The sequence below is a fragment of the Pseudomonas sp. PF05 genome (assembly GCF_056521845.1).
Window position 1 is genome coordinate 89869 of the sequence record NZ_JBWLPW010000019.1, and the last position, 22903, is coordinate 112771.

General features: G+C 60.4%; 21 protein-coding genes. 13 read left to right on the forward strand and 8 right to left on the reverse strand.

The genetic code is table 11. The features are described from left to right. Positions 1-3 precede the first annotated feature (3 nt). The 4 genes from cyoB to hmpA form a co-directional block, all read right to left on the reverse strand. A complete protein-coding gene (cyoB, locus tag AC09SL_RS25160) occupies positions 4-2034 on the reverse strand; it encodes a cytochrome o ubiquinol oxidase subunit I (protein WP_058543611.1) in 2031 nt (676 codons plus the stop codon). Positions 2035-2037: 3 nt separating this feature from the next. Beyond that, positions 2038-2985: a ubiquinol oxidase subunit II gene (cyoA, locus tag AC09SL_RS25165; RefSeq protein WP_058543610.1), complete on the reverse strand. Its 948-nt coding sequence runs from the start codon at positions 2983-2985 to the stop codon at positions 2038-2040. A 775-nt stretch (positions 2986-3760) separates the two neighbouring features. Continuing rightward, a complete protein-coding gene (locus AC09SL_RS25170; protein WP_058543609.1) occupies positions 3761-4270 on the reverse strand; it encodes a disulfide bond formation protein B in 510 nt (169 codons plus the stop codon). Positions 4271-4588: 318 nt separating this feature from the next. Continuing rightward, complete coding sequence (gene hmpA, locus AC09SL_RS25175) at positions 4589-5770, reverse strand: NO-inducible flavohemoprotein (protein WP_064106949.1); 1182 nt, start codon at positions 5768-5770, stop codon at positions 4589-4591. Between the two features lie 153 nt (positions 5771-5923). On the opposite strand from hmpA, the gene norR reads away from it, so the two are divergent. The 5 genes from norR (at position 5924) to AC09SL_RS25200 (ending at position 11206) form a co-directional block, all read left to right on the forward strand. Further along, a complete protein-coding gene (gene norR, locus AC09SL_RS25180) occupies positions 5924-7480 on the forward strand; it encodes a nitric oxide reductase transcriptional regulator NorR (RefSeq protein ID WP_058543608.1) in 1557 nt (518 codons plus the stop codon). A 384-nt stretch (positions 7481-7864) separates the two neighbouring features. Further along, positions 7865-8767 carry a chemotaxis protein CheV gene (locus tag AC09SL_RS25185; RefSeq protein ID WP_058543607.1) on the forward strand — a complete coding sequence of 301 codons (903 nt, stop codon included), beginning with the start codon at positions 7865-7867 and terminating at the stop codon, positions 8765-8767. Positions 8768-8869: 102 nt separating this feature from the next. Then, positions 8870-9196 carry a hypothetical protein gene (locus tag AC09SL_RS25190; RefSeq protein ID WP_058543606.1) on the forward strand — a complete coding sequence of 109 codons (327 nt, stop codon included), beginning with the start codon at positions 8870-8872 and terminating at the stop codon, positions 9194-9196. Positions 9197-9275: 79 nt separating this feature from the next. After that, positions 9276-10025, forward strand: a complete 750-nt coding sequence (locus AC09SL_RS25195; protein ID WP_058543605.1) for a YkgJ family cysteine cluster protein — start codon at positions 9276-9278, stop codon at positions 10023-10025. Positions 10026-10234: 209 nt separating this feature from the next. Next, positions 10235-11206 carry a 2-hydroxyacid dehydrogenase gene (locus AC09SL_RS25200; protein WP_058543604.1) on the forward strand — a complete coding sequence of 324 codons (972 nt, stop codon included), beginning with the start codon at positions 10235-10237 and terminating at the stop codon, positions 11204-11206. Positions 11207-11250: 44 nt separating this feature from the next. Here the strand turns inward: AC09SL_RS25200 and AC09SL_RS25205 are convergent, their stop codons facing one another. Next, positions 11251-12153: a DMT family transporter gene (locus tag AC09SL_RS25205; RefSeq protein WP_058543603.1), complete on the reverse strand. Its 903-nt coding sequence runs from the start codon at positions 12151-12153 to the stop codon at positions 11251-11253. A gap of 137 nt (positions 12154-12290) precedes the next feature. On the opposite strand from AC09SL_RS25205, the gene AC09SL_RS25210 reads away from it, so the two are divergent. Continuing rightward, entirely contained in the window at positions 12291-13166 is an 876-nt protein-coding gene (locus AC09SL_RS25210; protein WP_058543602.1) for a helix-turn-helix domain-containing protein, read from the forward strand. Between the two features lie 132 nt (positions 13167-13298). On the opposite strand, the gene AC09SL_RS25215 is transcribed toward AC09SL_RS25210, so the two are convergent. After that, positions 13299-13709, reverse strand: coding sequence for an HPF/RaiA family ribosome-associated protein (locus tag AC09SL_RS25215; protein WP_058543601.1), 411 nt, complete (start codon positions 13707-13709; stop codon positions 13299-13301). A 507-nt stretch (positions 13710-14216) separates the two neighbouring features. Here AC09SL_RS25215 and AC09SL_RS25220 point away from each other — a divergent pair. Then, a complete protein-coding gene (locus AC09SL_RS25220) occupies positions 14217-14534 on the forward strand; it encodes a DUF3509 domain-containing protein (protein WP_058543600.1) in 318 nt (105 codons plus the stop codon). Here AC09SL_RS25220 and AC09SL_RS25225 read toward each other — a convergent pair. Further along, positions 14531-15031, reverse strand: coding sequence for a phosphate-starvation-inducible protein PsiE (locus tag AC09SL_RS25225; RefSeq protein ID WP_047699631.1), 501 nt, complete (start codon positions 15029-15031; stop codon positions 14531-14533). The two genes, AC09SL_RS25220 and AC09SL_RS25225, sit on opposite strands and share 4 nt — an antisense overlap. Before the next feature lie 323 nt (positions 15032-15354). Between AC09SL_RS25225 and AC09SL_RS25230 the strand changes: the two genes are divergently transcribed. Then, positions 15355-15615: a YebG family protein gene (locus AC09SL_RS25230; protein ID WP_003205410.1), complete on the forward strand. Its 261-nt coding sequence runs from the start codon at positions 15355-15357 to the stop codon at positions 15613-15615. 66 nt (positions 15616-15681) lie between these two features. On the opposite strand, the gene AC09SL_RS25235 is transcribed toward AC09SL_RS25230, so the two are convergent. Beyond that, entirely contained in the window at positions 15682-17073 is a 1392-nt protein-coding gene (locus AC09SL_RS25235) for an aminotransferase-like domain-containing protein (protein ID WP_058543599.1), read from the reverse strand. 342 nt (positions 17074-17415) lie between these two features. Between AC09SL_RS25235 and AC09SL_RS25240 the strand changes: the two genes are divergently transcribed. From AC09SL_RS25240 to glyA, 5 genes are all read left to right on the forward strand, one after another. After that, complete coding sequence (locus AC09SL_RS25240) at positions 17416-18621, forward strand: benzoate/H(+) symporter BenE family transporter (RefSeq protein WP_058543598.1); 1206 nt, start codon at positions 17416-17418, stop codon at positions 18619-18621. Further along, complete coding sequence (locus AC09SL_RS25245) at positions 18618-19790, forward strand: NAD(P)/FAD-dependent oxidoreductase (protein WP_058543597.1); 1173 nt, start codon at positions 18618-18620, stop codon at positions 19788-19790. Before AC09SL_RS25240 ends, AC09SL_RS25245 begins: the two co-directional genes overlap by 4 nt. A gap of 29 nt (positions 19791-19819) precedes the next feature. Further along, positions 19820-20251, forward strand: a complete 432-nt coding sequence (locus AC09SL_RS25250; protein WP_058543596.1) for a Rid family detoxifying hydrolase — start codon at positions 19820-19822, stop codon at positions 20249-20251. 94 nt (positions 20252-20345) lie between these two features. After that, positions 20346-21599 carry a threonine synthase gene (thrC, locus tag AC09SL_RS25255; protein WP_058543595.1) on the forward strand — a complete coding sequence of 418 codons (1254 nt, stop codon included), beginning with the start codon at positions 20346-20348 and terminating at the stop codon, positions 21597-21599. 11 nt (positions 21600-21610) lie between these two features. Next, positions 21611-22849 carry a serine hydroxymethyltransferase gene (glyA, locus tag AC09SL_RS25260; protein WP_058543594.1) on the forward strand — a complete coding sequence of 413 codons (1239 nt, stop codon included), beginning with the start codon at positions 21611-21613 and terminating at the stop codon, positions 22847-22849. The last annotated feature ends 54 nt before the right edge of the window (positions 22850-22903 follow it).

The window sequence follows — 22903 nt, forward strand, 5'->3', positions numbered from 1 at the left end:
GGTTTAAGCCTGTTCCAACGAGGTTTCAACACGGGTGGCGGTGGCAGGGACTTTCCCGGCCGCTACCAGACGTTTGTGCTGCTCGGCTTCGATGCGCTCGATGACATCCACCGGCACCATGTAGCCCTGATCGTCACGGGCAGCATGGATAGCGAAATACACCACGGTGCCGACCAGGCTGGCGATGGCCAGCCACCAGATGTGCCAGATCATCGCGAAACCGAACACGGTCAGCAGCGCGCCCATGACCACACCGGTGGCGGTGTTGTTGGGCATGTGGATCGGCTCGTACTTGGCCGGGACCGGGTACGCGGTGCCGTTTTCCTTGGCTTCGGTGAACGGGTCGATGACGTCTGCCTTTGGCAGCACGGCAAAGTTGTAGAACGGTGGTGGCGAAGAGGTCGACCATTCCAGGGTATGGGCATTCCACGGGTCACCGTGTTCGCACATGTTCTCTGGCTTCTTGCGATCGCGCACGCTGACGTACAACTGGATCAGCTGGCAGGCGATGCCGACGGCAATCATCACCGCGCCGAACATGGCGACGTACAGGTACGGCACCCACTCAGGGTTGGTGGTGGTGTTCAGGCGACGGGTCATGCCCATGAAGCCCAGTACATAGAGCGGCATGAACGCAACGAAGAAGCCGGTGATCCAGAACCAGAACGCGGCCTTGCCCCAGCCTTCGTGCAGCTTGAAGCCGAACGCTTTCGGGAAGTAGAAGGCGAAACCGGCGATGTAGCCGAACACGGCGCCACCGATGATCACGTTGTGAAAGTGCGCGATCACGAACAGGCTGTTGTGCAGCACGAAGTCAGCACCCGGGATGGCCAGCAATACGCCGGTCATGCCGCCGATGGCGAAGGTCACCATGAAGCCCAGGGTCCACATCACGTGGCTGGTGAAACGCAGGCGGCCCTGATAGATGGTGAACAGCCAGTTGAACAGCTTCACCCCCGTCGGAATCGAAATCAGCATCGTCGCCAGGCCGAAGAAAGCGTTGACGCTGGCCCCCGAACCCATGGTGAAGAAGTGGTGCAGCCAGACCATGAAGCCCAGCACCGAGATCGCGCCGCTGGCGTAGATCATCGAGTGGTGGCCGAACAGTTTCTTGCCGGAGAAGGTCGAGATGACTTCGGAGAAAATCCCGAACGCCGGCAGGATCAGGATGTACACCTCAGGGTGACCCCAGGCCCAGAACAGGTTGACGTACATCATCGGATTTCCACCCAGCTCATTGGTGAAAATGTGGAAATCCATGTAACGGTCAAGCGTCAGCAGGGCCAGGGTAGCGGTCAGGATCGGGAAGGAAGCGACGATCAGGACGTTGGCCCAGGTGCAGGTCCAGGTGAAGATCGGCATGTCCATCAGCTTCATGCCCGGGGTACGCATCTTGACCACGGTGGCCAGGAAGTTGACCCCCGTCAGCGTCGTCCCCAACCCGGATAGCTGTAGCGCCCAGATGTAGTAATCCATCCCCACGCCCGGACTGTATTGCAGGCCCGACAACGGTGGATAGGCAACCCAGCCGGTCTTGGCGAATTCGCCGACGCCCAGGGACAGGTTGATCAGCACCACGCCAGACACCAGCAGCCAGAAGCTCAGGGAGTTCAGGAACGGGAAGGCCACGTCGCGGGCACCGATCTGCAGCGGCACTGCAAGGTTCATCAGGCCGGTGAAGAATGGCATCGCCATGAAGATGATCATGATCACACCGTGGGCGGTGAAGATCTGGTCATAGTGTTCAGGCGGCAGGTAGCCAGGCGAACCCTCGGTGGCCATGGCCAGCTGGGTACGCATCATGATGGCGTCGGCAAAACCACGCAGCAGCATGACCATGGCGACGACGATATACATCACGCCGATTTTCTTGTGGTCGACCGACGTCAGCCACTCGGTCCACAGGTAGGTCCACTTCTTGAAATAAGTGATGCCTGCAAACAATGCCAGACCACCGAGCGCGATGATGGCGAGGGTCACCATGACAATCGGCTCGTGGAACGGGATCGCTTCCCAACTTAATTTACCAAACATCGTTTACTCCTCTGCCCCGGCAGCTGAATGCGAACTCATGTCCATCCCTTCCATGTTGTGGGCCACTTCCTTCTCGTTCTTCTCGTGGTGCATCGGCTTGCCCGGATTCATCCCTTCATATTTGTCGATGATGGTCTGGAACAGGTTCGGCGTGACCGACGAGTAGAGTTCGACTGGGTTGTTCTGGCTCGGTTTGGAAAGGGCTTCGTATTCAGCTTTTTCAAGCTGTTTAGGTGCCTTCTTCACATCGTTGACCCAGGCGTCGAAATCTTCCTGGGTCGTGGCGATTGCTTTGAACTTCATGCCGGTAAAACCCGCGCCGCTGTAGTTGGCGGAGATACCGTCGAGTTCGGCGTTCTGGTTGGCGATCAAGTGCAGCTTGGTCTGCATGCCCGCCATCGCGTAGATCTGGCCGCCCAGGCCCGGGATGAAGAACGAGTTCATCACGGTGTCGGAAGTGACCTTGAAATTGATCGGCGTGTGGGCCGGGAACACGATCTTGTTGACCGTGGCAATGCCTTGTTCCGGATAGATGAACAGCCACTTCCAGTCCATGGAGACCACTTCGATAGTGATCGGCTTGACGTCGGAATCCAGCGGACGATACGGGTCCAGGGCGTGGGTCGACTTGTAGGTGATGTAACCCAGGGCAATGATGATCAGCACCGGAATGGTCCACACCGCCACTTCGATCTTGGTCGAATGCGACCACTTCGGCGTGTAGGTGGCCTTGGTATTGGTTGCGCGGTACTTCCAGGCGAACAGGAAGGTCATGACGATGACCGGCACAACGACCAGCAACATCAGCAGCGTAGCGGTGATGATCAGGTTTCGTTCATCCAGGCCGACCTGGCCCTTGGGATCGAGCAAGGTCATGTTGCAGCCTCCCAGCAGCAACGTGCCGAGCAGCGGCAACAAGCCTAGTAATCGGGGGTACCTGTTTTTAATCATCTCACGACCTCTAAAGCAGCTTGCGCAATGCAGTTGGGTTTTGATCGCCAACACTTCACCCTGCCAAGGGTTGGCATTTTCTTGGATTGAATAAGGGCTGCCCGTCGAACGTCAGAGGCTGTTCGACACATCCTGGGCCAGCAGTGAGTTCTTATTCGTTGGTCAAAGGCCTAGTTCAAGCCCAATTCCATTTGGTGCGGGTAGTTGGAGGCACCGACACCTGGGGTCGCATGGGGCGCTGGCGCCCTTCGACCACTCTCGTGCTCAAGCTTGAGCCGGGTCGGAAAATCGGTGCGGGCGATTGTAGAGAGCTGAGCCGCTGTAGACCATGTCTCATCTCGAAATAATTTTTATCCGATCCGGCAACAATCTTTCACAGATATTGCAACAAGCCAGCATGTTATCGAAATTAATTCTCAACAAGAACCCCAAAAAACGTAGGGCTACTACGCCCGATTTAGACAGCCCGGGAGGATCACGAAGAGCTTTCATACCCGGCAAGCGCCCAGTTTCAGGGGCCTGCGGCGCCTGACGCTTCGCTGTTAAAAATGCCTGCTGCAGCTGATACAGGTTTAGCGAAACCAGGCGATTTTTTATTACAGAAAGGAACGCTTAATCGCCCTCGCAAAGGCTGAACGCCTCAAGATATGTGACAACGTGTCGCACGTTGTCGCAGGCTATTCTTGCCCCGGATCAAGGACGTTCCGGCTCAAGAGTGAAACGCAAAACGCCCCGGCCCTCCTGTCGGGGAACCGGGGCGTTTCATGAAGGCGCTTCAGCGAGTCTGTTTGCGGTTACGTGACACCAGCAACGGCACCAGCACCACCGTCAACACGAAGGCCACCAATGCCCACTGAGCCAGGGACAGGCCCAGGATCGGTGGGTAGGGGGTGGAGCAAAAACCATCGACCTGGAACCCCAGCGGAAAGATCTTCGCCAACGGCAGATCATCGACAATTGGTTGCAACACGTCGATGCCGCAACTGACCGCGGGGAAGAACTGGGTGTACACGTGATGCCCTGCCACACCGGCACCGGCCAGGGCGCTGAGCACCACCAGGCCTTCGAAGATCGTCAGGCTGCGGCGGGTGCGCATGGCGGCACCGATGAAGGCGAAGATGGCGATCAGCAACAGCGCATAGCGCTGCAAGATACACAGCGGGCACGGCGCCTCACCGAGGGCCACCTGCATGTACAGCGCACCACCGATCAGCGCCAGGCAGATCAGCCCCAGCAGCACCAGATAGCGCCGCTCACGGCCTAAGCGCATCATTTCCTCACTCATTGCGTTTCCCTTTGTCTGCATGGATCGACGCGCAGCACGGCGACACTCGGGCGCGTGCTCGGATGCCCGAAGTCTACACGCAGACCATGACAGTGAACGAGCAGCGAGCGTCGACATTGAAGGGGAAATAGACTGCAAGAAGGTTAAGTGCGGATTAATTCTGGCAGGTGGACCAGGATGGATCTGCCGCCGCCATCGCGAGCAAGCCCGCTCCCACAAGGGATCTGTGGCGGGCGTGGATGTTGTCACCCACACAGATCCAGGGTGGGGAGCCTGCTCGCGATGAGGCCAACCCGGTTTCCCAAGTTGGCCACGACCTTATTCCAGCGCCGCCGCCGGGCCGAAGAATTCGTAACGGCTCTGCTGGTCCGGCACACCCAAGGCCTTGAGATGGCGCTTGACGGCGCTCATGAAACCTTTCGGCCCGAGGAAATAGGCGTCCAGGTCACGTTGTTGCGGCAACCATTGCGCCAGTTGTTCCTGGCTCAACAGCCCCACCTTGTCGGCCGCCGGGCTCAAGCCGTCGTCTTCGTCGTAGCAGTAGAAGCGCTTGAGCTGCGGATGCCGCTTGGCCAGGTCGTCGATCCAGTCGCGGAACGCATGGGCACCGCCGTTGCGCGCGCAGTGAATGAAATGCACCGGCCGCTCGGTTTGCAGCGCCGCCTGCAACATGGCCAGGGTCGGGGTGATGCCGACGCCGCCACTGATCAGCACCAGCGGTTTGTCGCTGGCCGTCAGGTAGAAATCCCCGGACGGCGGGAACAACTGGATGCGACTGCCGACGTCGAAATGATGATGCAAGTGGTTGGACACCCGCCCGCCCGGCTCGCGCTTGACGCTGATACGGTATTGACCATTGTCCGCCAGGGCTGACAGTGAATAGTTGCGGCGTACTTCCTCGCCATCGAGCATGAGCTTCATACCGATGTACTGACCCGGCTCGGCCACCAGGATCGGGCCCTGGTCCGCCGGTTCGAAGTAGAACGAGGTGATCTCCGCGCTTTCCTGGACCTTGGCCGTCAGGATGAATTCACGCTCCCCACGCCAGCCGCCCGGCGCCTCGGCCTTCTTGTCGTACATGCCCGCTTCGGCACCGATGAGGATATCGGCCAACTGGTTGTAGGCTGCGCCCCACGCCGCAATCACTTCGGGCGTGGCGATCTCTGCGCCCAGCACTTCGGCGATTGCCCGCAGCAGGCACGAACCGACAATCGGGTAGTGCTCCGGCAGAATCTGCAAGGCAACGTGCTTGTTGACGATCTTCGCCACCAGGTCGCCCAATTGATCGAGCTGGTCAATATGGCGCGCATACATCAACACGCCGTTGGCCAATGCCCGCGGTTGATCGCCACTGGCTTGGTGAGCCTGGTTGAACAGTGGGCGCACCTGCGGGAATTCGGACAGCATCATGCGATAGAAGTGAGTGATCAGCGCCTCACCGCCACTTTCAAGCAACGGAACGGTGGAGCGAATGATGGCGCGTTCTTCTCGACTGAGCATAGGGTGACTCCTGGCGTAAGGCCGATAACAAGTTACGTAAGCCTTATCAGTTTTCATGCCATAAATTTTTATCTTTAATATCAGCAAGTTAAAAACAGTGTAGTCATATAGACACACCACGCCTTATAGTCATTAAGACTATATGGAGTCATTATGACCGCAACCGCCCTGCTGACCTCCCTGCTGCCGCTGGTAGCCGATCTGTCCCGCGAGCTGCCTGAGGGCGAACGTTATCGTCGCCTGCTCGGTACCTTGCGAGCCTTGCTGCCCTGCGATGCGGCGGCGCTGTTGCGCCTGGAGGGCGACTGCCTGGTGCCGCTCGCCGTGGATGGCTTGAGCACCGATACATTGGGCCGGCGATTCCGGATCAATGAACATCCGCGCTTCGAAGCGCTGCTGGCCAACCCACAGCCCACCCGCTTCGCTGCCGACAGCGGCCTGCCCGATCCGTACGATGGGCTGGTCGAGGGGCTCGCCGAGCATCTGGAGGTTCACGACTGCATGGGCTGCCCGCTGTTCGTCGACGAACGGCCCTGGGGCCTGCTGACCCTGGATTCGCTGGATCCGGAGCGCTTCGAGCCCATCGACCTGAGTGCCCTGCAGGCCTTCGCCAGCCTCGCCGCAGCCACCGTCAGTGCCGCCGAACGCATCGAGCGCCTGGCCTTGAAGGCCGAGGACGAGCACCGCCGCGCCGAGGTCTATCGCCAGGCCAGCAGCCAGCAGCCTCGCGACATGATCGGCCAGAGCAAGGCCCACAAGCGTTTGGTGGAAGAGATCGCGCTGGTGGGCGGCAGCGACCTGACGGTACTGATCACCGGCGAAACCGGCGTGGGCAAGGAACTGGTCGCCCAGGCCATCCATGCCGCATCGAAACGCGCCGAGCAGCCACTCATCAGCCTCAATTGCGCCGCCCTGCCCGATACGCTGGTGGAAAGCGAACTCTTCGGCCATGTACGCGGCGCCTTCACCGGGGCCACGAGCGACCGGCGCGGCAAGTTCGAACTGGCCGACGGCGGCACCCTGTTTCTCGACGAAGTGGGCGAGTTGTCCCTGACCGTCCAGGCCAAGTTGCTGCGAGTGCTGCAGAGCGGCCAACTGCAACGCCTGGGCTCGGACAAGGAACACCGGGTCGACGTGCGCCTGATCGCAGCCACCAATCGCGACTTGGCCGAAGAAGTGCGCAACGGCCGTTATCGTGCCGACTTCTACCATCGCTTGAGTGTGTATCCGCTGCAGGTGCCGGCGCTGCGCGATCGCGGGCGGGACGTGCTGCTGCTCAGCGGTTTTTTCCTGGAACAAAATCGTTCGCGCATGGGCCTGGGCAGCCTGCGCCTGACCAGTGACGCCCAGGCCGCACTGCTGGCCTACGACTGGCCGGGCAATGTGCGCGAACTGGAACACCTGATCGGCCGTAGTGCCTTGAAGGCCTTGGGCCGGTGCGCGACGCGCCCGAAAATCCTCAGCCTCAGCGCCCAGGACCTGGATTTGCCCCAGGCGCCTGAGCACAACCCCGCGCCTTCGTCCATCAGCCCGGCACCGGCCATGGCGAACGTGACGGGGGATTTGCGTGAAGCGGTGGACGAGTTCCAGCGCAAGCTGATCGCTGCCTGCCTGGAGCGTCACCAGCACAACTGGGCCAGCGCCGCCCGGGAGCTGGGGCTGGACCGGGCGAACCTGGGACGGATGGCAAAACGGCTTGGCCTGAAATAGTGGCCGGGTGCGCTTTTGTGGCATGGGAGCTTGCTCCCGCTGGGCTGCGCCGTAGGAGCCACGTAGGAGCTGTGTAGGAGCTGTGTAGGAGCTGTCGAGTGCAACGAGGCTGCGATCTTTCCACTGGCAATTGAGTCGAGAGCAAAAGATCAAGAGCAAAAGATCAAGAGCAAAAGATCAAGATCAAAAGATCGCAGGCTTCGCCAGCTCCTACAGAGCCGAGCAGGAGCAAGCTCCCTCGCCACAAAAGCGGGCTTGTTACAGCGATCCTCGTTATTGACAGTTTTCGCCCTAAAGCCTGTCCCCAACGAGTCGATAACCCAATATCAAAAGCTGTTTTGGCGATCGGTATGTTCGCCCCACCTTTTTCCACAGAAGGTTTTTATGTCTTCCAACAAAGCCCGCGCAGATTCACTTTCGCTTCTGCTGTTTACCTTGCGCAGCGGCAAGCTGATGGCAATCAACCTGCTCAAGGTCAGTGAAATCATTCCCTGCCCATTGTTGACCAAACTGCCGGAGTCGCATCCGCACGTCAAAGGCATCGCCACCCTGCGCGGGGCATCGTTGTCGGTGATCGACCTGAGCCGCGCCATTGGCGAGCGGCCGCTGGAAGACCCGGATGGCGGCTGCCTGATCGTCACTGACGTCAGCCGCTCCAAACAGGGTTTGCATGTGCAGGCGGTGAGCAAGATCGTGCATTGCCTGACCACTGACATCAAACCGCCGCCCTATGGCTCCGGCGGTGTGCGTTCGTTCATCACCGGCGTGACCTCGGTGGATGGCACGCTGGTGCAGGTGCTGGACATCGAAAAGGTCATCCATGGCATCGCACCGGCTCAGATCGAAACCGCGCCGACCGAGCTGAGCATGGAAGACGCCGAGGTGCTGGGCAACGCACGGATCCTGGTGGTCGATGACAGCCAGGTCGCGCTGCAGCAATCGGTGCACACCCTGCGCAACCTGGGCCTGCAATGCCACACCGCACGCAGCGCCAAGGAAGCCATCGAGTGCCTGCTGGACCTGCAAGGCACGGCCGAACAGATCAACCTGATCGTCTCCGACATCGAGATGTCGGAGATGGACGGCTACGCCCTCACCCGGACGCTGCGCGAAACGCCGGACTTCGCCCACCTCTACGTGTTGCTGCACACCTCGCTGGACAGCGCCATGAACAGCGAAAAAGCCCGGCTGTCGGGTGCCAACGGCGTGCTCACCAAGTTCTCCTCGCCGGAACTGACCAAGTGCCTGATCACGGCGGCCAAGGCCGTTGCCGAGCAAGGTCACTGAGTCCTATCGGTTGCTCGCTTCTGCGTTCCAGCGCGGGAGCGATCACTGTCCGATAACCTCAGGCATACTCTTGTCCTGGCTTTCCTGGAACAAGGCTCCCTGATGAACATCCGCCTATTGACGCTCCTTGGCTTCACTGTCCTGGCCTCCCAGGCCCACGCCTCCAGCCCGGACGCCTGGGCCACCTACGACAAAGCCGTGCTGGCCAGTTGCATCAAGGCCAGCGGTTTGAAAAGCGCTGAGCCGGTGGGTACCGCCGCTCAATTCGACGACCGCGTCGGCTACACCGCATTGTTGCTGCAAGGCCAATATCCGCAGAAACACATGAAAGGCGCGATCGGCAACGAGTTGTGCCTCTACCGCAAGAAAACCAAAACCGCCTACGTGACTGAGTGGGACTCGATCCGCCCCGCCGCTACCGAGCAGTGAGTGGCGCATAACTTGCTTCGCACGGTCCATCACGGCGTTTTTCTGTCGCCGTCCCCTGCTTTCTGCGACCGGGCGTTCAATGAACACAACGTTTTCCTGTGTAGGGTGCGGCAAATGCTGCACCGATCACCATGTTCCCCTGACCCTCGACGAGGCCCGGATGTGGGCGGACGACGGCGGCCAGGTGATCGTCCTGGCGGAAGCCTTCCTGCCCAACGGCCTCGGCCTGCCGGCAGGGCAACGCGAGCACGCCGAGCGCCGCTCGGCAGTGGTCCACAGCGGCAGCACCGAGGCCCTTTTGGCGATCACCTTTGCCGCCTACAACGTCGGCCGTTGTCGGAATCTTGACGAAGAAAACCTGTGCCGCATCTATGAGCGCCGCCCCTTGGTATGCCGCATCTATCCGATGGAAATCAACCCGCACATTCCCCTCAACATCGCCGTCAAGGAATGCCCTCCAGAGTCGTGGGAAACCGGGCCACAATTGATACTCGGCGGTGAACTGGTCGACCAGGAACTGGCGCGGTTGATCGAGCGCTCACGCCAGGCCGATCGTGAGGAGATCGCCATCAAGGAGCGCATCTGTTCCGCCCTGGGCATCGGCACCACCGCGCTCAAGGGCGACGGGTTCACTGCGTATCTGCCGGACATGAGCGCATTCGTGGCCGCCCTCGATCAGGCACGCCTGCAACCTGCGCAACAGCACGCCAGTCAATGGCAGTTCCATCTGTCTGGCGATGATGTGGCCAGCCAGGTATTGGCCAGCGGCGCGCAGGTGGTTACTGAGGCGCCGGTCAATTACGCCTTTATTTCGCTGCGGGCGGCATAAGACCCCGGAACGGGCATAACGCCCCTGTGGGAGCGGGCTTGCTCGCGAAAGCGGTGGCACATTCAAGATCACCGTCTCAGGCAGATCGCCTTCGCGAGCAAGCCCGCGCCCACAGGGTTTTGCCGCATCCCAATCAAGATCCCCCCTCGCCTAACCCTCGCCAGGAATGTTAGCGTGCTTGGTATCTTCTCCCCGATGAGCCTTGCACGATGAAAAAAACCGTACTTGCCTTCAGCCGTATCACGCCCCAGGTGGTCGAGCGCCTGCAACAGGACTTCGACGTGATCGTGCCGAGCCCGTCCAAGGGCGATATCAACGCACAGTTCAACGAAGCCCTGCCCCACGCCCACGGGCTGATCGGGGTCGGTCGCAAGCTCGGGCGCGAGCAACTGCAAGGCGCTGCGAACCTGCAAGTGGTGTCCAGTGTGTCGGTGGGCTACGACAACTATGACCTGGCCTACTTCAATGAGCGCGGGATCATGCTCACCAACACCCCCGACGTACTCACCGAAAGCACCGCCGACCTGGCCTTCGCCCTACTGATGAGCAGCGCCCGGCGCGTGGCCGAACTGGACGCCTGGACCAAGGCCGGGCAATGGCAGGCGACGGTCGGCCCGCATCTGTTCGGCAGCGATGTACATGGCAAGACCCTGGGTATCGTCGGCATGGGCAACATCGGCGCGGCCATTGCCCGGCGTGGCCGGCTGGGATTCAACATGCCGATCCTCTACAGCGGCAACAGCCGCAAGACCGAGCTGGAAAGCCAGTTGGGCGCACAATTTCGCGAACTGGACCAGTTGCTGGCCGAAGCGGACTTCGTCTGCCTCGTCGTGCCATTGAGCGACAAAACTCGCCATCTGATCGGCCAGCGCGAACTGGGCCTGATGAAACCGAGCGCCATCCTGGTCAACATTTCCCGGGGCCCGGTGGTGGATGAACCGGCGCTGATCGAAGCCCTGCAGAACAATCGCATCCGCGGTGCCGGGCTAGATGTCTACGAGAAAGAACCGCTGGCCGAATCGCCGCTGTTCCAGTTGAAAAACGCCGTCACCCTGCCCCATATCGGCTCGGCCACCCACGAAACCCGTGCCGCCATGGCCGATCTTGCTGTGGATAACCTGCGCAGTGCATTGCTGGGCGAGCGACCGAAGAACCTGGTCAACCCGCAAGTCTGGAAGTAAACCCCTGGGCCGGTCCGCCTGAGCGGGCCGGCCCACGCAGTCATTCAACGTGCGCCCAGGGCGGCCTTCATGGGCTGTGGCCGGGGTTTGCGAAACACCAGCACGTTCCCCAGCATCACCAGCACCAGCCCCACCAATGCCGGGGCCGTCCACTGATAGCCTTCGGCAAACGCCGAGACGTTCAACGCCACCACTGGGAACAGGACCGTGCAATACGCCGCGCGCTCCGGCCCCATGCGCCCCACCAGCGTCAAATAGGCAGTGAAGCCGATCACCGAACCCGGGATCACCAGGTACAACAGCGAGCCGATGTAGCGCGTGTTCCATTCCATGTCGAACGGGATGCCTTTGAACGCGCACCACACCGCCAACATCGCCGCGCCATAGGCCATGCCCCAGGCATTGGTGGTCAACGGCTTGAGACCGGCCTTCTGTTGCAAGCTCGACAGCATGTTGCCTGCCGAAAAGCACAAGGTGCCCAGCAACGCCAACGCCAACCCAAGCAAGGTTTGCGGGCTTGCGCTATGGCCGGCCAGCTCCGGCCAGAACAGCAGCGCCAGCCCCGAAAGCCCCAAGGCACCGCCCAACAGCACGTTACGCGCAATCCGCTGACCGAAGAACACGCGGGCATTGAGGGCATTCCAGAGCGTGGCGGTGGAAAACACCACGGCGACCAACCCACTGGGAATCCACTGGCTGGCGGTCAGGAAGCACATGAAATTGATGCAGAACAGGCACAGGCCCTGGGCAACGCAAATCAAGTGACCGCGTCGGTTCATCACCTGCAAGCGCCGGCTGAGCAAGAGCATCGCAAACAGGATCAGGGCCGCAAGGCCGAAGCGATAGACAATCGACACCGGGATGGCGACGACGCCCAATTGCAGTTTCAGGGCAATCCAGGTGGTGCCCCAGATGAGCACGGTAAGCAGGTACAACGAGAGGTTCATGGCGACGGCTCCTGACAATGACGCCCAGTGTCACGCCACTGCTGCTGCAGCACTTGCGTAAACTTGCGGTTTTTGTCCGCTGCCAGGCTGGCACGGATGGGCCGACGGAGTAGGATGCAGGCGTTGGAGAACCGATCATGTCCACACTGCAAACCCTGCAAGTCTTTCAAGCCCTCAACAGCTCGCCCAATGCTCGTCTGGAGCACAGCGCCGAGCTCGGGGACGGCTTGGCGGCCGCTTTGTGGAGCAATCACCACGACGCCCGGGACTACGAGGCGCCAACGCACCATACGCTGTCGTGCTACATCGCGGGCGGCACCGGTACGTTTCGCCGCGAGCGGCCCGACACCACAGGGGCGCCCGACAAACTCTGCATCCTGCCGGCCGGGCATGAGTCAGCCTGGGTCATCAACGGCGACATTCGCCTCGCTCACCTGTATTTCAGCGCTGAACAATTTGCCCTTGGTTGCGTCACGCTGCTGGACCGCGAGCCCAGGCAGGTACAACTGCACGAGGAGACTTTCCTCGACGACCCGCGACAGGCACAGCGTTTTCGCCAGTTGATCGCGCTGAACTGGGACGAACCCGGTGAGCGCTTGCTGACCACCAGCCTGGCCCATGACTTGCTCAATCACCTGCTGCTCAGCCAGGTTGGCCAGCGCCAGGGGCTTCGCCTCAAAGGTGGCCTGGCCGCTCATCAGCGGCGGTTGCTGGTGGATTACGTCGACAGCCACCTGGCCGACGCCATCAGCCTTGGCCAATTGGCGGCGCTGTGTGCGTTGTCCGAATATCACTTCGCGCGGATGTTCCGCGAAAGCTTCGGGCTGCCACCTCATCAATATGTACTGGCTAGGCGCTTGACCTGCGCGCGGCATTTGCTGCGCACCACCTCACAACCGCTGGGCGACGTGGCATTGGCCTGCGGATTCGCCAGCGCCAGCCACTTCACCAATCGTTTCCGCCAAGCCCTGGGGGCGACGCCTGGGGAGTATCGGCAGGCGTTTTTGCGCTAGCGCCGGCTATCGGCATCGCGAGCAAGCCCGCACAGGAGAATGTGATCACTGCAGGAGCGCGAGACCGATAAAAACAAAACGGGCCTGCGATTGCAGGCCCGTTTTTCAGTCGCACGTGAAATGAACGAAGTTTCAGCCGTGAAGGGCAGCCCGTTCGTTCTCCAGGAATTCCTCTTCCAGCAGCGCATCGGCCAAGGCTACGGATTCAGTTGGCGTCGAATCGGCGGCGCGCTTGCCGCGCAGTTTGCCGAACAAATGCTCCAGGGCATTTTCAAGTTTGGTGGCCGCGCCTTCTATCGCCAGCTCCAGCGATTCGGCCTTGTGCGTCACGGAGACCGGCTGATGGCCCTTCGGCCGAGCTTCAAGCTGGCAACGCAGATCATGGGGACCCGGCTTATCGCCGTTCTCGTCCCGCAGATGAACCTCGACCCGTGTCAGGTCCTCTTCATAACGTTCGAGCGTGCTTTCGATGGTAGTACGTACCCACTCCTCCAGTCGGATGCTGCTTTGAATATGGTTATCGCTGTTGACTTGGATTTGCATAGTTCATCCCTTATTTCAGCTAGCTCGCCGGGAGCCGTCGACGTTGATGCAACGACCCCTTGAATACAGAGTCGGGCTGGCGGAAGAACAATTCAAGCCCTAAAAAAAGATAAATATTCATATGCAAATAAAGCCAGACAACGGGCAAAAGCGCTGTTAATGTCGGGAGTTGCCCCGCCCCGCTATCCCACCGCCTATCGCCTCCCCTCCTGCACCGTCAGCGAACATCCACGCTTTATTGCCCCGAAACGGGCAGCGGCCACAGCCGCATTCCAGAGCGTTTGGCGCCCAGGCTCCGGGATCATTGTCCGACAGTTTTTCCGGCATGCCACTTGCTAACTCCCTGTAGGAGCTGCCGCAGGCTGCGATCTTTTGATCTTGAGGCCTGCCCGGCCCCTGGAATCTTGAGATGAATACGATCATGGAATGGCCGGTGGTCCGGTGTTGCGAACTAATCCCGATCACGGCCGGTCAACAACTGCACGTTCAATCAGGCGGTGACGCATCATGGACAACCCTTTTCAGATCATTACCGACGCCTTTGCGCCGCATTATCAAATCAACCTGAGTATCCAAGGCCTGGACGGCAGCATCATGCTGACCCTGTCCAAGAGCGGGCGCATCGTCGCCAAACGCATGATCAGCGCCCAGCAGCGCAACGACCCGGAGCGGCTCAAGCGCCTGGTGCAAAGCATTCAGTTCGGTATCGCCATCGAGCAGGGCCACAGCGCCGTGGCCATCCTCGAAGCCATGACCGGCGGTGACAACATCAAGCTGCCACCACCGCACGCGCAGGGGCCGGCGTCCTCTGCCGCCGGGATCTAGATTTCTCCTTTCTCCACTTCGGCATGCTCGCTGGAACCCGCGCCGACCTTGCGGTGTGGGTGCTCGATCTTCACCGAGGGGAACTGCGACGAAGCGTAGCGCACCACCAGGATCGAAAACGCCAGCAGCAGGATGCCCCCGCACAGGTAGATGATCCCCAGGTCTGGCGGGCTGTGATGGGAAACGTTGGAAATCAGCAGTCGCGTCAGCGCCGTGATCGCCACGTAGATCAAAAACCGCACCGGCATGTGGTTGGTCTTGAAGTAGATCCCGACCATCGCCCCCAATTCCAGGTAGATGAACAGCAGCAGGATGTCATCGATCTTGATGTGCCCCGCCTCGATCATCTGCAAAAATTCCATCACTGCCGCCCACGCGGTCACCGCACCGATGGCGAACAGGGCCAGGTAATGGAAGGTCTCGACGAACAGGTTGCCCAGGGATTCGGCCAGCTGATGCACGTTCTGGCGCAGGTTCTCGGCCCAGTTGATTTTCACGATGTAGTTTCCTTAGGTCGGCTCGACCGGATGATGCGGGTTGGACGTGACGGTTGTTCTGCATGCAGAAAAAAGGCCAGCGACTGAGGGTGAGATGGCGATAGGCTGGCATCCGGCACTTTTGCGAGCTTCATGCGGCCTTATCGCGAGCAAGCTTTGCTCCCACACAAGCTTTGCTCCTGCACAAGCCTTGTCCTCACATGTCGAAATCGGTCTACATTAAAAAGCCACTATCCAAAGCAACAGGATTCGCTTATTCTTTTGCCTGTATATAAATACAGTAGTCACAAAGACAACCAATGTGAAGGCATGTGAGGTGGTGAATGGCCGTCGAAGTGGTATACCGCAGCAGCCGAGATCTGGAGCGCTTGTTCATGGATAAAGCCGAAGCTGACCGTCATGACAAAATGCTGGAACTCGCCGAATTGCTGGCCGAGGTGTTGCAAAAAGCCGTTCCATCGCTGAGCGAGCAACAGGTCGAGGAAGCCGGGATCTACATGGCGAAGAATCGCGATGTGTTTGCCAAGGCATTCAAGAGCCAGCCGGACGCCTTGTCCGAACTGCTCAATCCGTCGGACGAATGACCAAAAGATCGCAGCCTTCGGCAGCGCCTACACCGCGTAGGCGCTGCCGAAGGCTGCGATCTTTTTTTAGTAATAACGGCGCGGATCCGAATCGATCAGGCTCGCCAGCTTGGTCAGGGCGAAACGCAGTTCGTCCTGGCTGGTAGGGGACATCAACACCAGCCGTACACAGCGGGTGGTCCCTGAGCGCTCAGCCTGGAACTGGGTGCCGCTGAGCACCAATACGCCGTTGGCCCGGGCGAGCATGGTGAACTCGTCGCTGGTCCAGGGCTCCGGCAGCGTCAACCAGACGTGATAGGAATATGGCTGGGTCTTGAGCTCGAAATTGGCAAAGATTTCCCGGGCGATGGCTTGTCTTCCCGCCGCCTCGTTGCGCTGGATACGAATCAGCTTCTTGTCCAGGCCCTCGGTAATCACATTGCTGGCCAACTGCGCGGTCAATGGTGACGGCATCCAGACGCTGCTGCGCACCATCGAGGTCAGGCGCGACAGCAGTTTCGGCGGGCTGTAGATATAACCGACGCGAAGCGCCGGCATGACCGATTTCGACAAGCTGGTCAGGTAGACCGAACGGTCCGGCGCAAAAGCCGACAGTGGTTTGATCGACGGATCGGTGGCAAGGAAACCATAGATGTCATCGTCCAGGATGATGAAATCGAACTCCTCGGCAAGCGCGGCGATCTGGGCCCGACGCTTCTGCGACATGATCGCCGCTGTCGGGTTCTGGCAGGTCGCCACGCAGACCAGCATCGCCGGCTTCTCTCGCAGGCACAGTTCGCGCAATGCTTCGGGAATGATGCCTTCGTCATCCATCGGCACGCCACGCAGGCGGCGTTCCAGGCCATGGGCCAGGGAAATGATCCCCGGGTAGCAAAGCGCTTCGCAGAGCACCAGGTCACCGGCGTTGGTCAGGGCGCTCATCGCCACCATCAAGCCATGCTGGGCCCCTGCCGTAATCACCACTTGCTGCCATTGCGCGTCGGGCAATGAATGACGCAACCATTGCGCCCCGGCCTCGCGATGCGCCGGGTGCCCACCATCCGGCGCGTAATCGAGTGCGCGCGCGAAATCGGTGCTCTTTGCCATGCCCACCAGCGCGCCACGCAACCAGTACTCCAGGGTTTCGCTGTAGGGCTTGATGATCGAAAGGTCGAGCAGTTCGGATTGCCCCAGGTTCAGCGGCGCGGCGGCGCTGTTGCTGGCCGGCAGCTCCAGTTGCTTCTGGTTGAGCACGTAGGTGCCACGCCCCACTTCCCCCTGCACCAACCGACGCCGATGAGCTTCGCTATAGGCCCGGCTGATGGTGCCCGGCGTGACATTCAAGGTGGTGGCCAGCTCCCGCAAGGTCGGCAGGCGATCGCCCTCGTTCAGCACGCCGTTGTTGATATCGCGCGCCAACGCATCGGCAATCGACAAATACATCGGCTGGCTGAACTCGCTTAGCTGGGGAACCCACATGAATGATCACTGCCCATCGTAGAAATGATGAATATCCGAGCATATCACATGGAGGTTAGGCAACTAATAATTCGACGCAATCAGCCATTTGAATCGATTGATTCGATTATTGAATCGTTTCTCAATGCGACACGAATAAATTTTTAGAACAAATATTATTATTAAAAATCAATCAGTTAACTTTAAAAAATCGCAAAAACCGTCCGTCATAGCAGAAAAATATCTCGTAACAATCCCGCTCCCTATTGAATCAACTCAATTCATTCAAATACACTGATTCCGAATCGAAGCAATCGACTCAATCATTCACTGCGTGCTTCTGTCGCGCCAAGTCGAGACATCATGGACACATTCAGAAAGGATCTATCCCTGTCAGCGGTCATCGCGGGTTTCATCGCCGTGATCATCTCCTACGCCGGCCCGCTCATCATCGTGTTCCAGGCAGCCAAGGAAGCGCACCTGCCCAACGACGTGGTGTCTTCATGGATCTGGGCCATTTCCATCGGCAGCGGAATTACCGGCCTGTTCCTGAGCTGGCGCCTGCGTGTTCCGGTCATCACCGCGTGGTCGACACCGGGGGCAGCGTTGCTGGTGTCGATGCTGCCCACCGTGACCCTGCCCCAGGCCATCGGTGCCTATGTGGTGGCGTCGGTGATCATCGCGCTGGTCGGTCTGTCCGGTGCGTTCGACAAACTGATGAGCCGCCTGCCCAAGGCCATTGCCGCCGCCATGCTCGCCGGCATCCTGTTCCGCTTCGGCGCCGAGCTGTTCACCTCGATCAAGCTGCAGCCGGCATTGGTGCTGGCGATGATCGCGGCGTACCTGGTCTTCAAGCGCTTTTCGCCACGCTACGCGATCCTGTCGGTGCTGATCGTCGGTTGCGCAGTGGCCGCCTCATTCGGTGAACTCAACAGCAGCTCGATCACCATCGCCGTGGCCCAACCGGTCTTCATCGCCCCCGAATGGAACTGGCACGCAATCATCAACATCGGCTTGCCACTGGCACTGGTGACCTTGACCGGCCAGTACGTGCCAGGCATGGCGGTGTTGCGCACCTCGGGCTACAACACGCCAGCACGCTCGATCATTTCGGTCACCGCGATTGGCTCGGTCCTGATGGCCCCGTTCGGTTCCCACGGCTTTAACCTGGCGGCCATTACCGCAGCGATCTGCACCGGCCGCGAAGCCCACGAAGACCGCGACAAACGCTACATGGCCGGGATCGCCTGCGGGGTGTTCTACATTCTGATGGGTACCTTCGGCGCCACCCTGGCCTCGGTGTTTTCCGCATTGCCGAAAGAATTGATCGCCTCCCTCGCCGGCCTCGCCTTGTTTGGCGCGATCAGTGCCGGGCTGACCGGCGCCATGGCTGACGAGAAACAACGCGAAGCTGCACTGATCACCTTCCTGGTGACGGCTTCGGGCATGAGCTTCCTCGGCCTGGCCGCCGCATTCTGGGGCTTGATCTTCGGCCTCGTGGCGCACTTCGTGCTGACCTACACCCGCGAACGCAAAGCCGCCGTTATCGCCGAGGGCAGCCGACCATGACCGCTCGTTACGACTTCATTGTGGTGGGTGGCGGTATCGCCGGCGTGTCTGTCGCTTATGAATTGGCGGCCCATGGCAGTGTCTGCCTGCTCGAACAGGAACAACAACTGGCTTATCACACCACAGGGCGTTCAGCCGCGATCTCGATGGAAAGCTACGGCAACCAACAGATCCGCTCACTGACCTGCGCGTCCCGGCGCTTTTTCGAAAATCCCCCCGAGGGCCTGGCCGAGCATCCGCTATGGGCGCCCCGGGGCGCGCTGATCGTGGCCCAAGCGGCACGGGTGGACAAACTCAAAGCGCGTTTCAGCGCCGTCTTGGGCCAAGTGCCCACGGCCGAGTTGCTCGACGACAAGCAAGTGCAGGAGCTGGTCCCCTATCTCGCCGAAGGCGCCTGGAGCGCAGGGATCTACGAGCCCAGCGCCTTCGATCTGGATGTGCACGGTATTCACGGCGCCTACCTCGGTGGGCTGCGGGCCCGCGGTGGCGTGATCAAGCGTGAGACCGAAGTGCTGCGTGGCGAATATCGCGACGGGCACTGGCACCTGCAGACCCAGGACGGCCAGCCATTGCAAGCAGCCATCGTGGTCAACGCCGCCGGAGCCTGGGCCGATGAACTCGCCGAGCGCTGCGGCGTGCCCAAGGTCGGTGTCCGACCGTTGCGGCGCACCGTGCTGGCGGTCGACCCACAATGTGACGTGCATCACACGCCCTACCTGGGCACGGTCGACGAGGATATTTTCATCAAGCCTGAAGCCGGGCGGCTGATCGTCTCCCCTTGCGATGAAAGCCCCTCGTTGCCCTGCGACGCCCTGCCGGAAGAGCTTGACCTGGCCATCACCATGGATCGCCTGCAAAACACCACGCGCCTGCGCCCACGCTCGATCATCAACAAATGGGCGGGATTGCGAACCTTCGTCGCCGACCGCTCGCCGGTGCTCGGCCAAGATCCGCAGCAAGAGAGTTTTATCTGGCTCGCCGCCCTCGGTGGCTACGGCATCCAGGCCGCGCCCGCCATTGCACGCCTGTGCAGCCATGCGGCGCTGGGCATCGCCATGCCGGACGACCTGGCGGCGCTGCAACTCAATTACCAGCATTTTTCCCCGGCCCGTTGCCGCGACGAGGAATTTTCCAGCCTGGCCGTCAAGCAGGTTGCCGATTTGCATTAACCCCAATCCACTTAACAAGGAACGTCACTATGCAAACCACCGCTCAAATCCAGCCCGCCGCCAAACCTTTCCTTGGCGAAGAGAACGTGATTTTCACCGACAAGGCGCCATTGCCGCTGGGTACCTATTCCCAGGGTATCAAGGTCAATCACGGGCAGACCATCTACCTGTCGGCGCAGACCCCGGTCTCGGCGTTGAACAACGAAGTGCTGGCCAAGGATTTCGAAGGCCAACTGCGCCAGACCCTCGACAACCTGGTGCAAATGGCCGAAGCGGCAGGCGGCACCCTGGCGAACGTGGTCAAGGTCACGGCGTTCATCACTGACTTGAATGAATTCCCGACCCTCAACCGCGTCATGGAAGAGTACTTCACCAAACCCTACCCGGCCCGCACCACCGCCGGCGCCAGTGCACTGGCACGCAATACCCTGGTTGCCATCGACGCCATCATGGTGATCTGAAACACCTTCCGTCAGCGGAGTGCCCGTCGGTCCGGCGAATTGGACCGACGTTGGCAAGGAAAGCACCAGCACAGCGTACTTTCAGAGGGTGACCATGAAAAATTCGTACAGAGAGTATGTATTGCAGTGCCTGGTTTGCGATCGAAGCTACCAGCCCCATGAGGTCAGCTATTACTGCCCTCATTGCAAAGTCGATGGTGCCCTGGACGCGCTTTACGACTACCCGACACTCAAGCGCGAATGGTCCCGGGACAGCCTGGCCCATGACCACGCCCGTGGCATGTGGCGCTATGACCGCTTGATGCCGTTGAGCTCGACGCAGTTCATTCCACCGTTACTGGTGGGCAACACGCCGCTGTACTCGCGCCCGGAATTGCTCGGTAAAGGCGCCCGGATCAAAGTCTTCGTAAAAGACGAATCGCGGCAACCGACCGGGTCGTTGAAAGATCGTGCCAGCGCCCTGGCGGTGGCCCACGCCATGCAATCCGGCGCCCGCACCGTGGCGGTGGCCAGCACTGGCAATGCCGCCTCGGCATTGGCCGGAATGAGCGCCAGCCTGGGCTTGCGCAACGTCATCTACCTGCCCAAGAGCGCGCCCCGTGAAAAGCTCGCGCAGATGCAGGGCTACGGCGCCGAGATCGTGCTGGTCGACGGGCAATATGACGAAGCTTTCGAGCAATGCCTCAACGCCTGCGAAGAGCACGGCTGGTACAACCGCACCACCGGGATCAACTCGTACATGAGCGAAGGCAAGAAAACCGTCGCCTTCGAGATGTGCGAACAACTCAACTGGCAGGTGCCGGACCTGGTGTTCGTGCCCGTCGGCAACGGCTGCATCCTGGGTTCGGTCTACAAAGGCTTTTTCGACTTGCTGCAATTGGGCTGGATCGAACGCATCCCACGCTTGATCGGGGTGCAGGCCGAGCACAGCAATTTCATGTACCGCGCCTGGCGCAACGACCGCTCGATGCAGAAAACCGAACGCCGCCCCCCCACCAGCCTGGCCAGCAGCATCAATGTGGCGCTGCCGCGTGATCGCCTCAAGGCCATGCGTGCGGTCACCGCCAGCGGCGGTGAGTTCATCTGTGTCAGCGACCCGAGCATCGTCGCAGCCGCCTCGAGATTGGCCGCCAGCACCGGCGTGTTTCCAGAAGCCGGCGCCGCCAGTGCCTTCGCCGGTCTGCTCAAGTACGCCGAAACACACCCCGACACACCGCAAACCGCCGTGATCCTGATCACCGGCAGCGGTTTGAAAGACACCTCCATTTTTCTATCCGACTCGACCAAAAGCCAGCCACGGGTGTTGCCGCATCACGTGACTGCGCCGCTGGCCGAAGCGCTTATCTAAGGAATCGCACCATGAGCCTGCAAAATTTCGACCCCGCCATTGCCCGCCTGATCGACCGCGAGCGCAACCGCCAGGAAACCCACCTGGAGCTGATCGCTTCGGAAAACTATGTCAGCGAAGAAGTGCTCCAGGCCCAGGGCTCAGTGCTCACCAACAAATACGCCGAAGGCTATCCGGGCAAGCGTTACTACGGCGGCTGCAAGGTCGTCGATGAAATCGAGAACCTGGCCATCGAACGGGCTCGCAAATTGTTCGACTGCGAATACGTCAACGTGCAGCCGCACTCCGGCTCCCAGGCCAACCAGGCGGTTTTCCTGGCGGTACTTGAACCCGGCGATACCATCCTGGGCATGTCCCTGGCCCATGGCGGCCATCTGACCCATGGCGCCTCGGTGAATTTTTCCGGCAAGATCTACCGGGCATTTTCCTATGGCCTGGACACGGAAACCGAAACCCTCGACTACGAAGAAATGGAAGCCCTGGCCAGGGAACACCGGCCGAAGATGATCATCGCCGGAGCCTCGGCCTATTCGCGCACCATCGACTTCCAGCGCTTTCGCAAGATCTGCGATGAAATCGGCGCCTACCTGATGGTGGACATGGCCCACTACGCCGGCCTGATCGCCGCCGGCGTGTATCCGTCGCCGGTTGGCATCGCCGACTTCATCACCTCCACCACCCACAAGACCTTGCGCGGCCCGCGGGGCGGCCTGATCCTGGCCAAGGCGCAATATGGCGCCCTGCTCGACAAGACGATTTTCCCGGTGTACCAGGGCGGCCCGCTGATGCACGTCATCGCCGCCAAGGCCGTGGCGTTCAACGAAGCCTTGGGCGACGGGTTCAAGCACTACCAGCAGCGAGTCATCGACAACGCCCGCGTCATGGCCGACGTCCTGACCCGACGCGGCTTGCGGGTGGTGTCCGGCGGTACCGACTGCCACATGTTTCTGCTCGATCTGCGCGCGATGAACATCACCGGCAAAGACGCCGAGGCGCTGCTGGAAAGTGCTCATATCACCTTGAACAAAAATGCGATCCCCAACGATCCGCAGAAACCGGCCATCACCAGCGGCATTCGCATCGGCACGCCGGCACTGACCACACGCGGATTTGGCGAAGCGGAATGTGCCGAAGTGGCGAACTTGATCGCCGACCTGCTGGAACAGCCAGACAACGCAGCACGCCTGGATAACACCCGGCGCCGGGTGATGCACCTGTGCGAATGCTTTCCGGTGTATCTGCTGAGGTAGGCAGCGGCACACTGTAGGAGCTGGCGAAGCCTGCGATCTTTTGATCTTTTGATC

What these genes read in the sequence shown, in the direction of transcription:
- AC09SL_RS25230 (WP_003205410.1), top strand. Translation starts at nt 15,355, where the DNA reads ATGGCCGTCGAAGTGGTATACCGCAGCAGCCGAGATCTGGAGCGCTTG.
- AC09SL_RS25250 (WP_058543596.1), top strand. Translation starts at nt 19,820, where the DNA reads ATGCAAACCACCGCTCAAATCCAGCCCGCCGCCAAACCTTTCCTTGGC.
- hmpA (WP_064106949.1), bottom strand. Translation starts at nt 5,770, where the DNA reads ATGCTCAGTCGAGAAGAACGCGCCATCATTCGCTCCACCGTTCCGTTG.
- AC09SL_RS25195 (WP_058543605.1), top strand. Translation starts at nt 9,276, where the DNA reads ATGAACACAACGTTTTCCTGTGTAGGGTGCGGCAAATGCTGCACCGAT.
- AC09SL_RS25170 (WP_058543609.1), bottom strand. Translation starts at nt 4,270, where the DNA reads ATGAGTGAGGAAATGATGCGCTTAGGCCGTGAGCGGCGCTATCTGGTG.
- AC09SL_RS25220 (WP_058543600.1), top strand. Translation starts at nt 14,217, where the DNA reads ATGGACAACCCTTTTCAGATCATTACCGACGCCTTTGCGCCGCATTAT.
- AC09SL_RS25185 (WP_058543607.1), top strand. Translation starts at nt 7,865, where the DNA reads ATGTCTTCCAACAAAGCCCGCGCAGATTCACTTTCGCTTCTGCTGTTT.
- cyoB (WP_058543611.1), bottom strand. Translation starts at nt 2,034, where the DNA reads ATGTTTGGTAAATTAAGTTGGGAAGCGATCCCGTTCCACGAGCCGATT.
- AC09SL_RS25235 (WP_058543599.1), bottom strand. Translation starts at nt 17,073, where the DNA reads ATGTGGGTTCCCCAGCTAAGCGAGTTCAGCCAGCCGATGTATTTGTCG.
- AC09SL_RS25245 (WP_058543597.1), top strand. Translation starts at nt 18,618, where the DNA reads ATGACCGCTCGTTACGACTTCATTGTGGTGGGTGGCGGTATCGCCGGC.
- AC09SL_RS25190 (WP_058543606.1), top strand. Translation starts at nt 8,870, where the DNA reads ATGAACATCCGCCTATTGACGCTCCTTGGCTTCACTGTCCTGGCCTCC.
- AC09SL_RS25240 (WP_058543598.1), top strand. Translation starts at nt 17,416, where the DNA reads ATGGACACATTCAGAAAGGATCTATCCCTGTCAGCGGTCATCGCGGGT.
- AC09SL_RS25210 (WP_058543602.1), top strand. Translation starts at nt 12,291, where the DNA reads ATGTCCACACTGCAAACCCTGCAAGTCTTTCAAGCCCTCAACAGCTCG.
- thrC (WP_058543595.1), top strand. Translation starts at nt 20,346, where the DNA reads ATGAAAAATTCGTACAGAGAGTATGTATTGCAGTGCCTGGTTTGCGAT.
- AC09SL_RS25215 (WP_058543601.1), bottom strand. Translation starts at nt 13,709, where the DNA reads ATGCAAATCCAAGTCAACAGCGATAACCATATTCAAAGCAGCATCCGA.
- glyA (WP_058543594.1), top strand. Translation starts at nt 21,611, where the DNA reads ATGAGCCTGCAAAATTTCGACCCCGCCATTGCCCGCCTGATCGACCGC.
- cyoA (WP_058543610.1), bottom strand. Translation starts at nt 2,985, where the DNA reads ATGATTAAAAACAGGTACCCCCGATTACTAGGCTTGTTGCCGCTGCTC.
- AC09SL_RS25200 (WP_058543604.1), top strand. Translation starts at nt 10,235, where the DNA reads ATGAAAAAAACCGTACTTGCCTTCAGCCGTATCACGCCCCAGGTGGTC.
- AC09SL_RS25205 (WP_058543603.1), bottom strand. Translation starts at nt 12,153, where the DNA reads ATGAACCTCTCGTTGTACCTGCTTACCGTGCTCATCTGGGGCACCACC.
- norR (WP_058543608.1), top strand. Translation starts at nt 5,924, where the DNA reads ATGACCGCAACCGCCCTGCTGACCTCCCTGCTGCCGCTGGTAGCCGAT.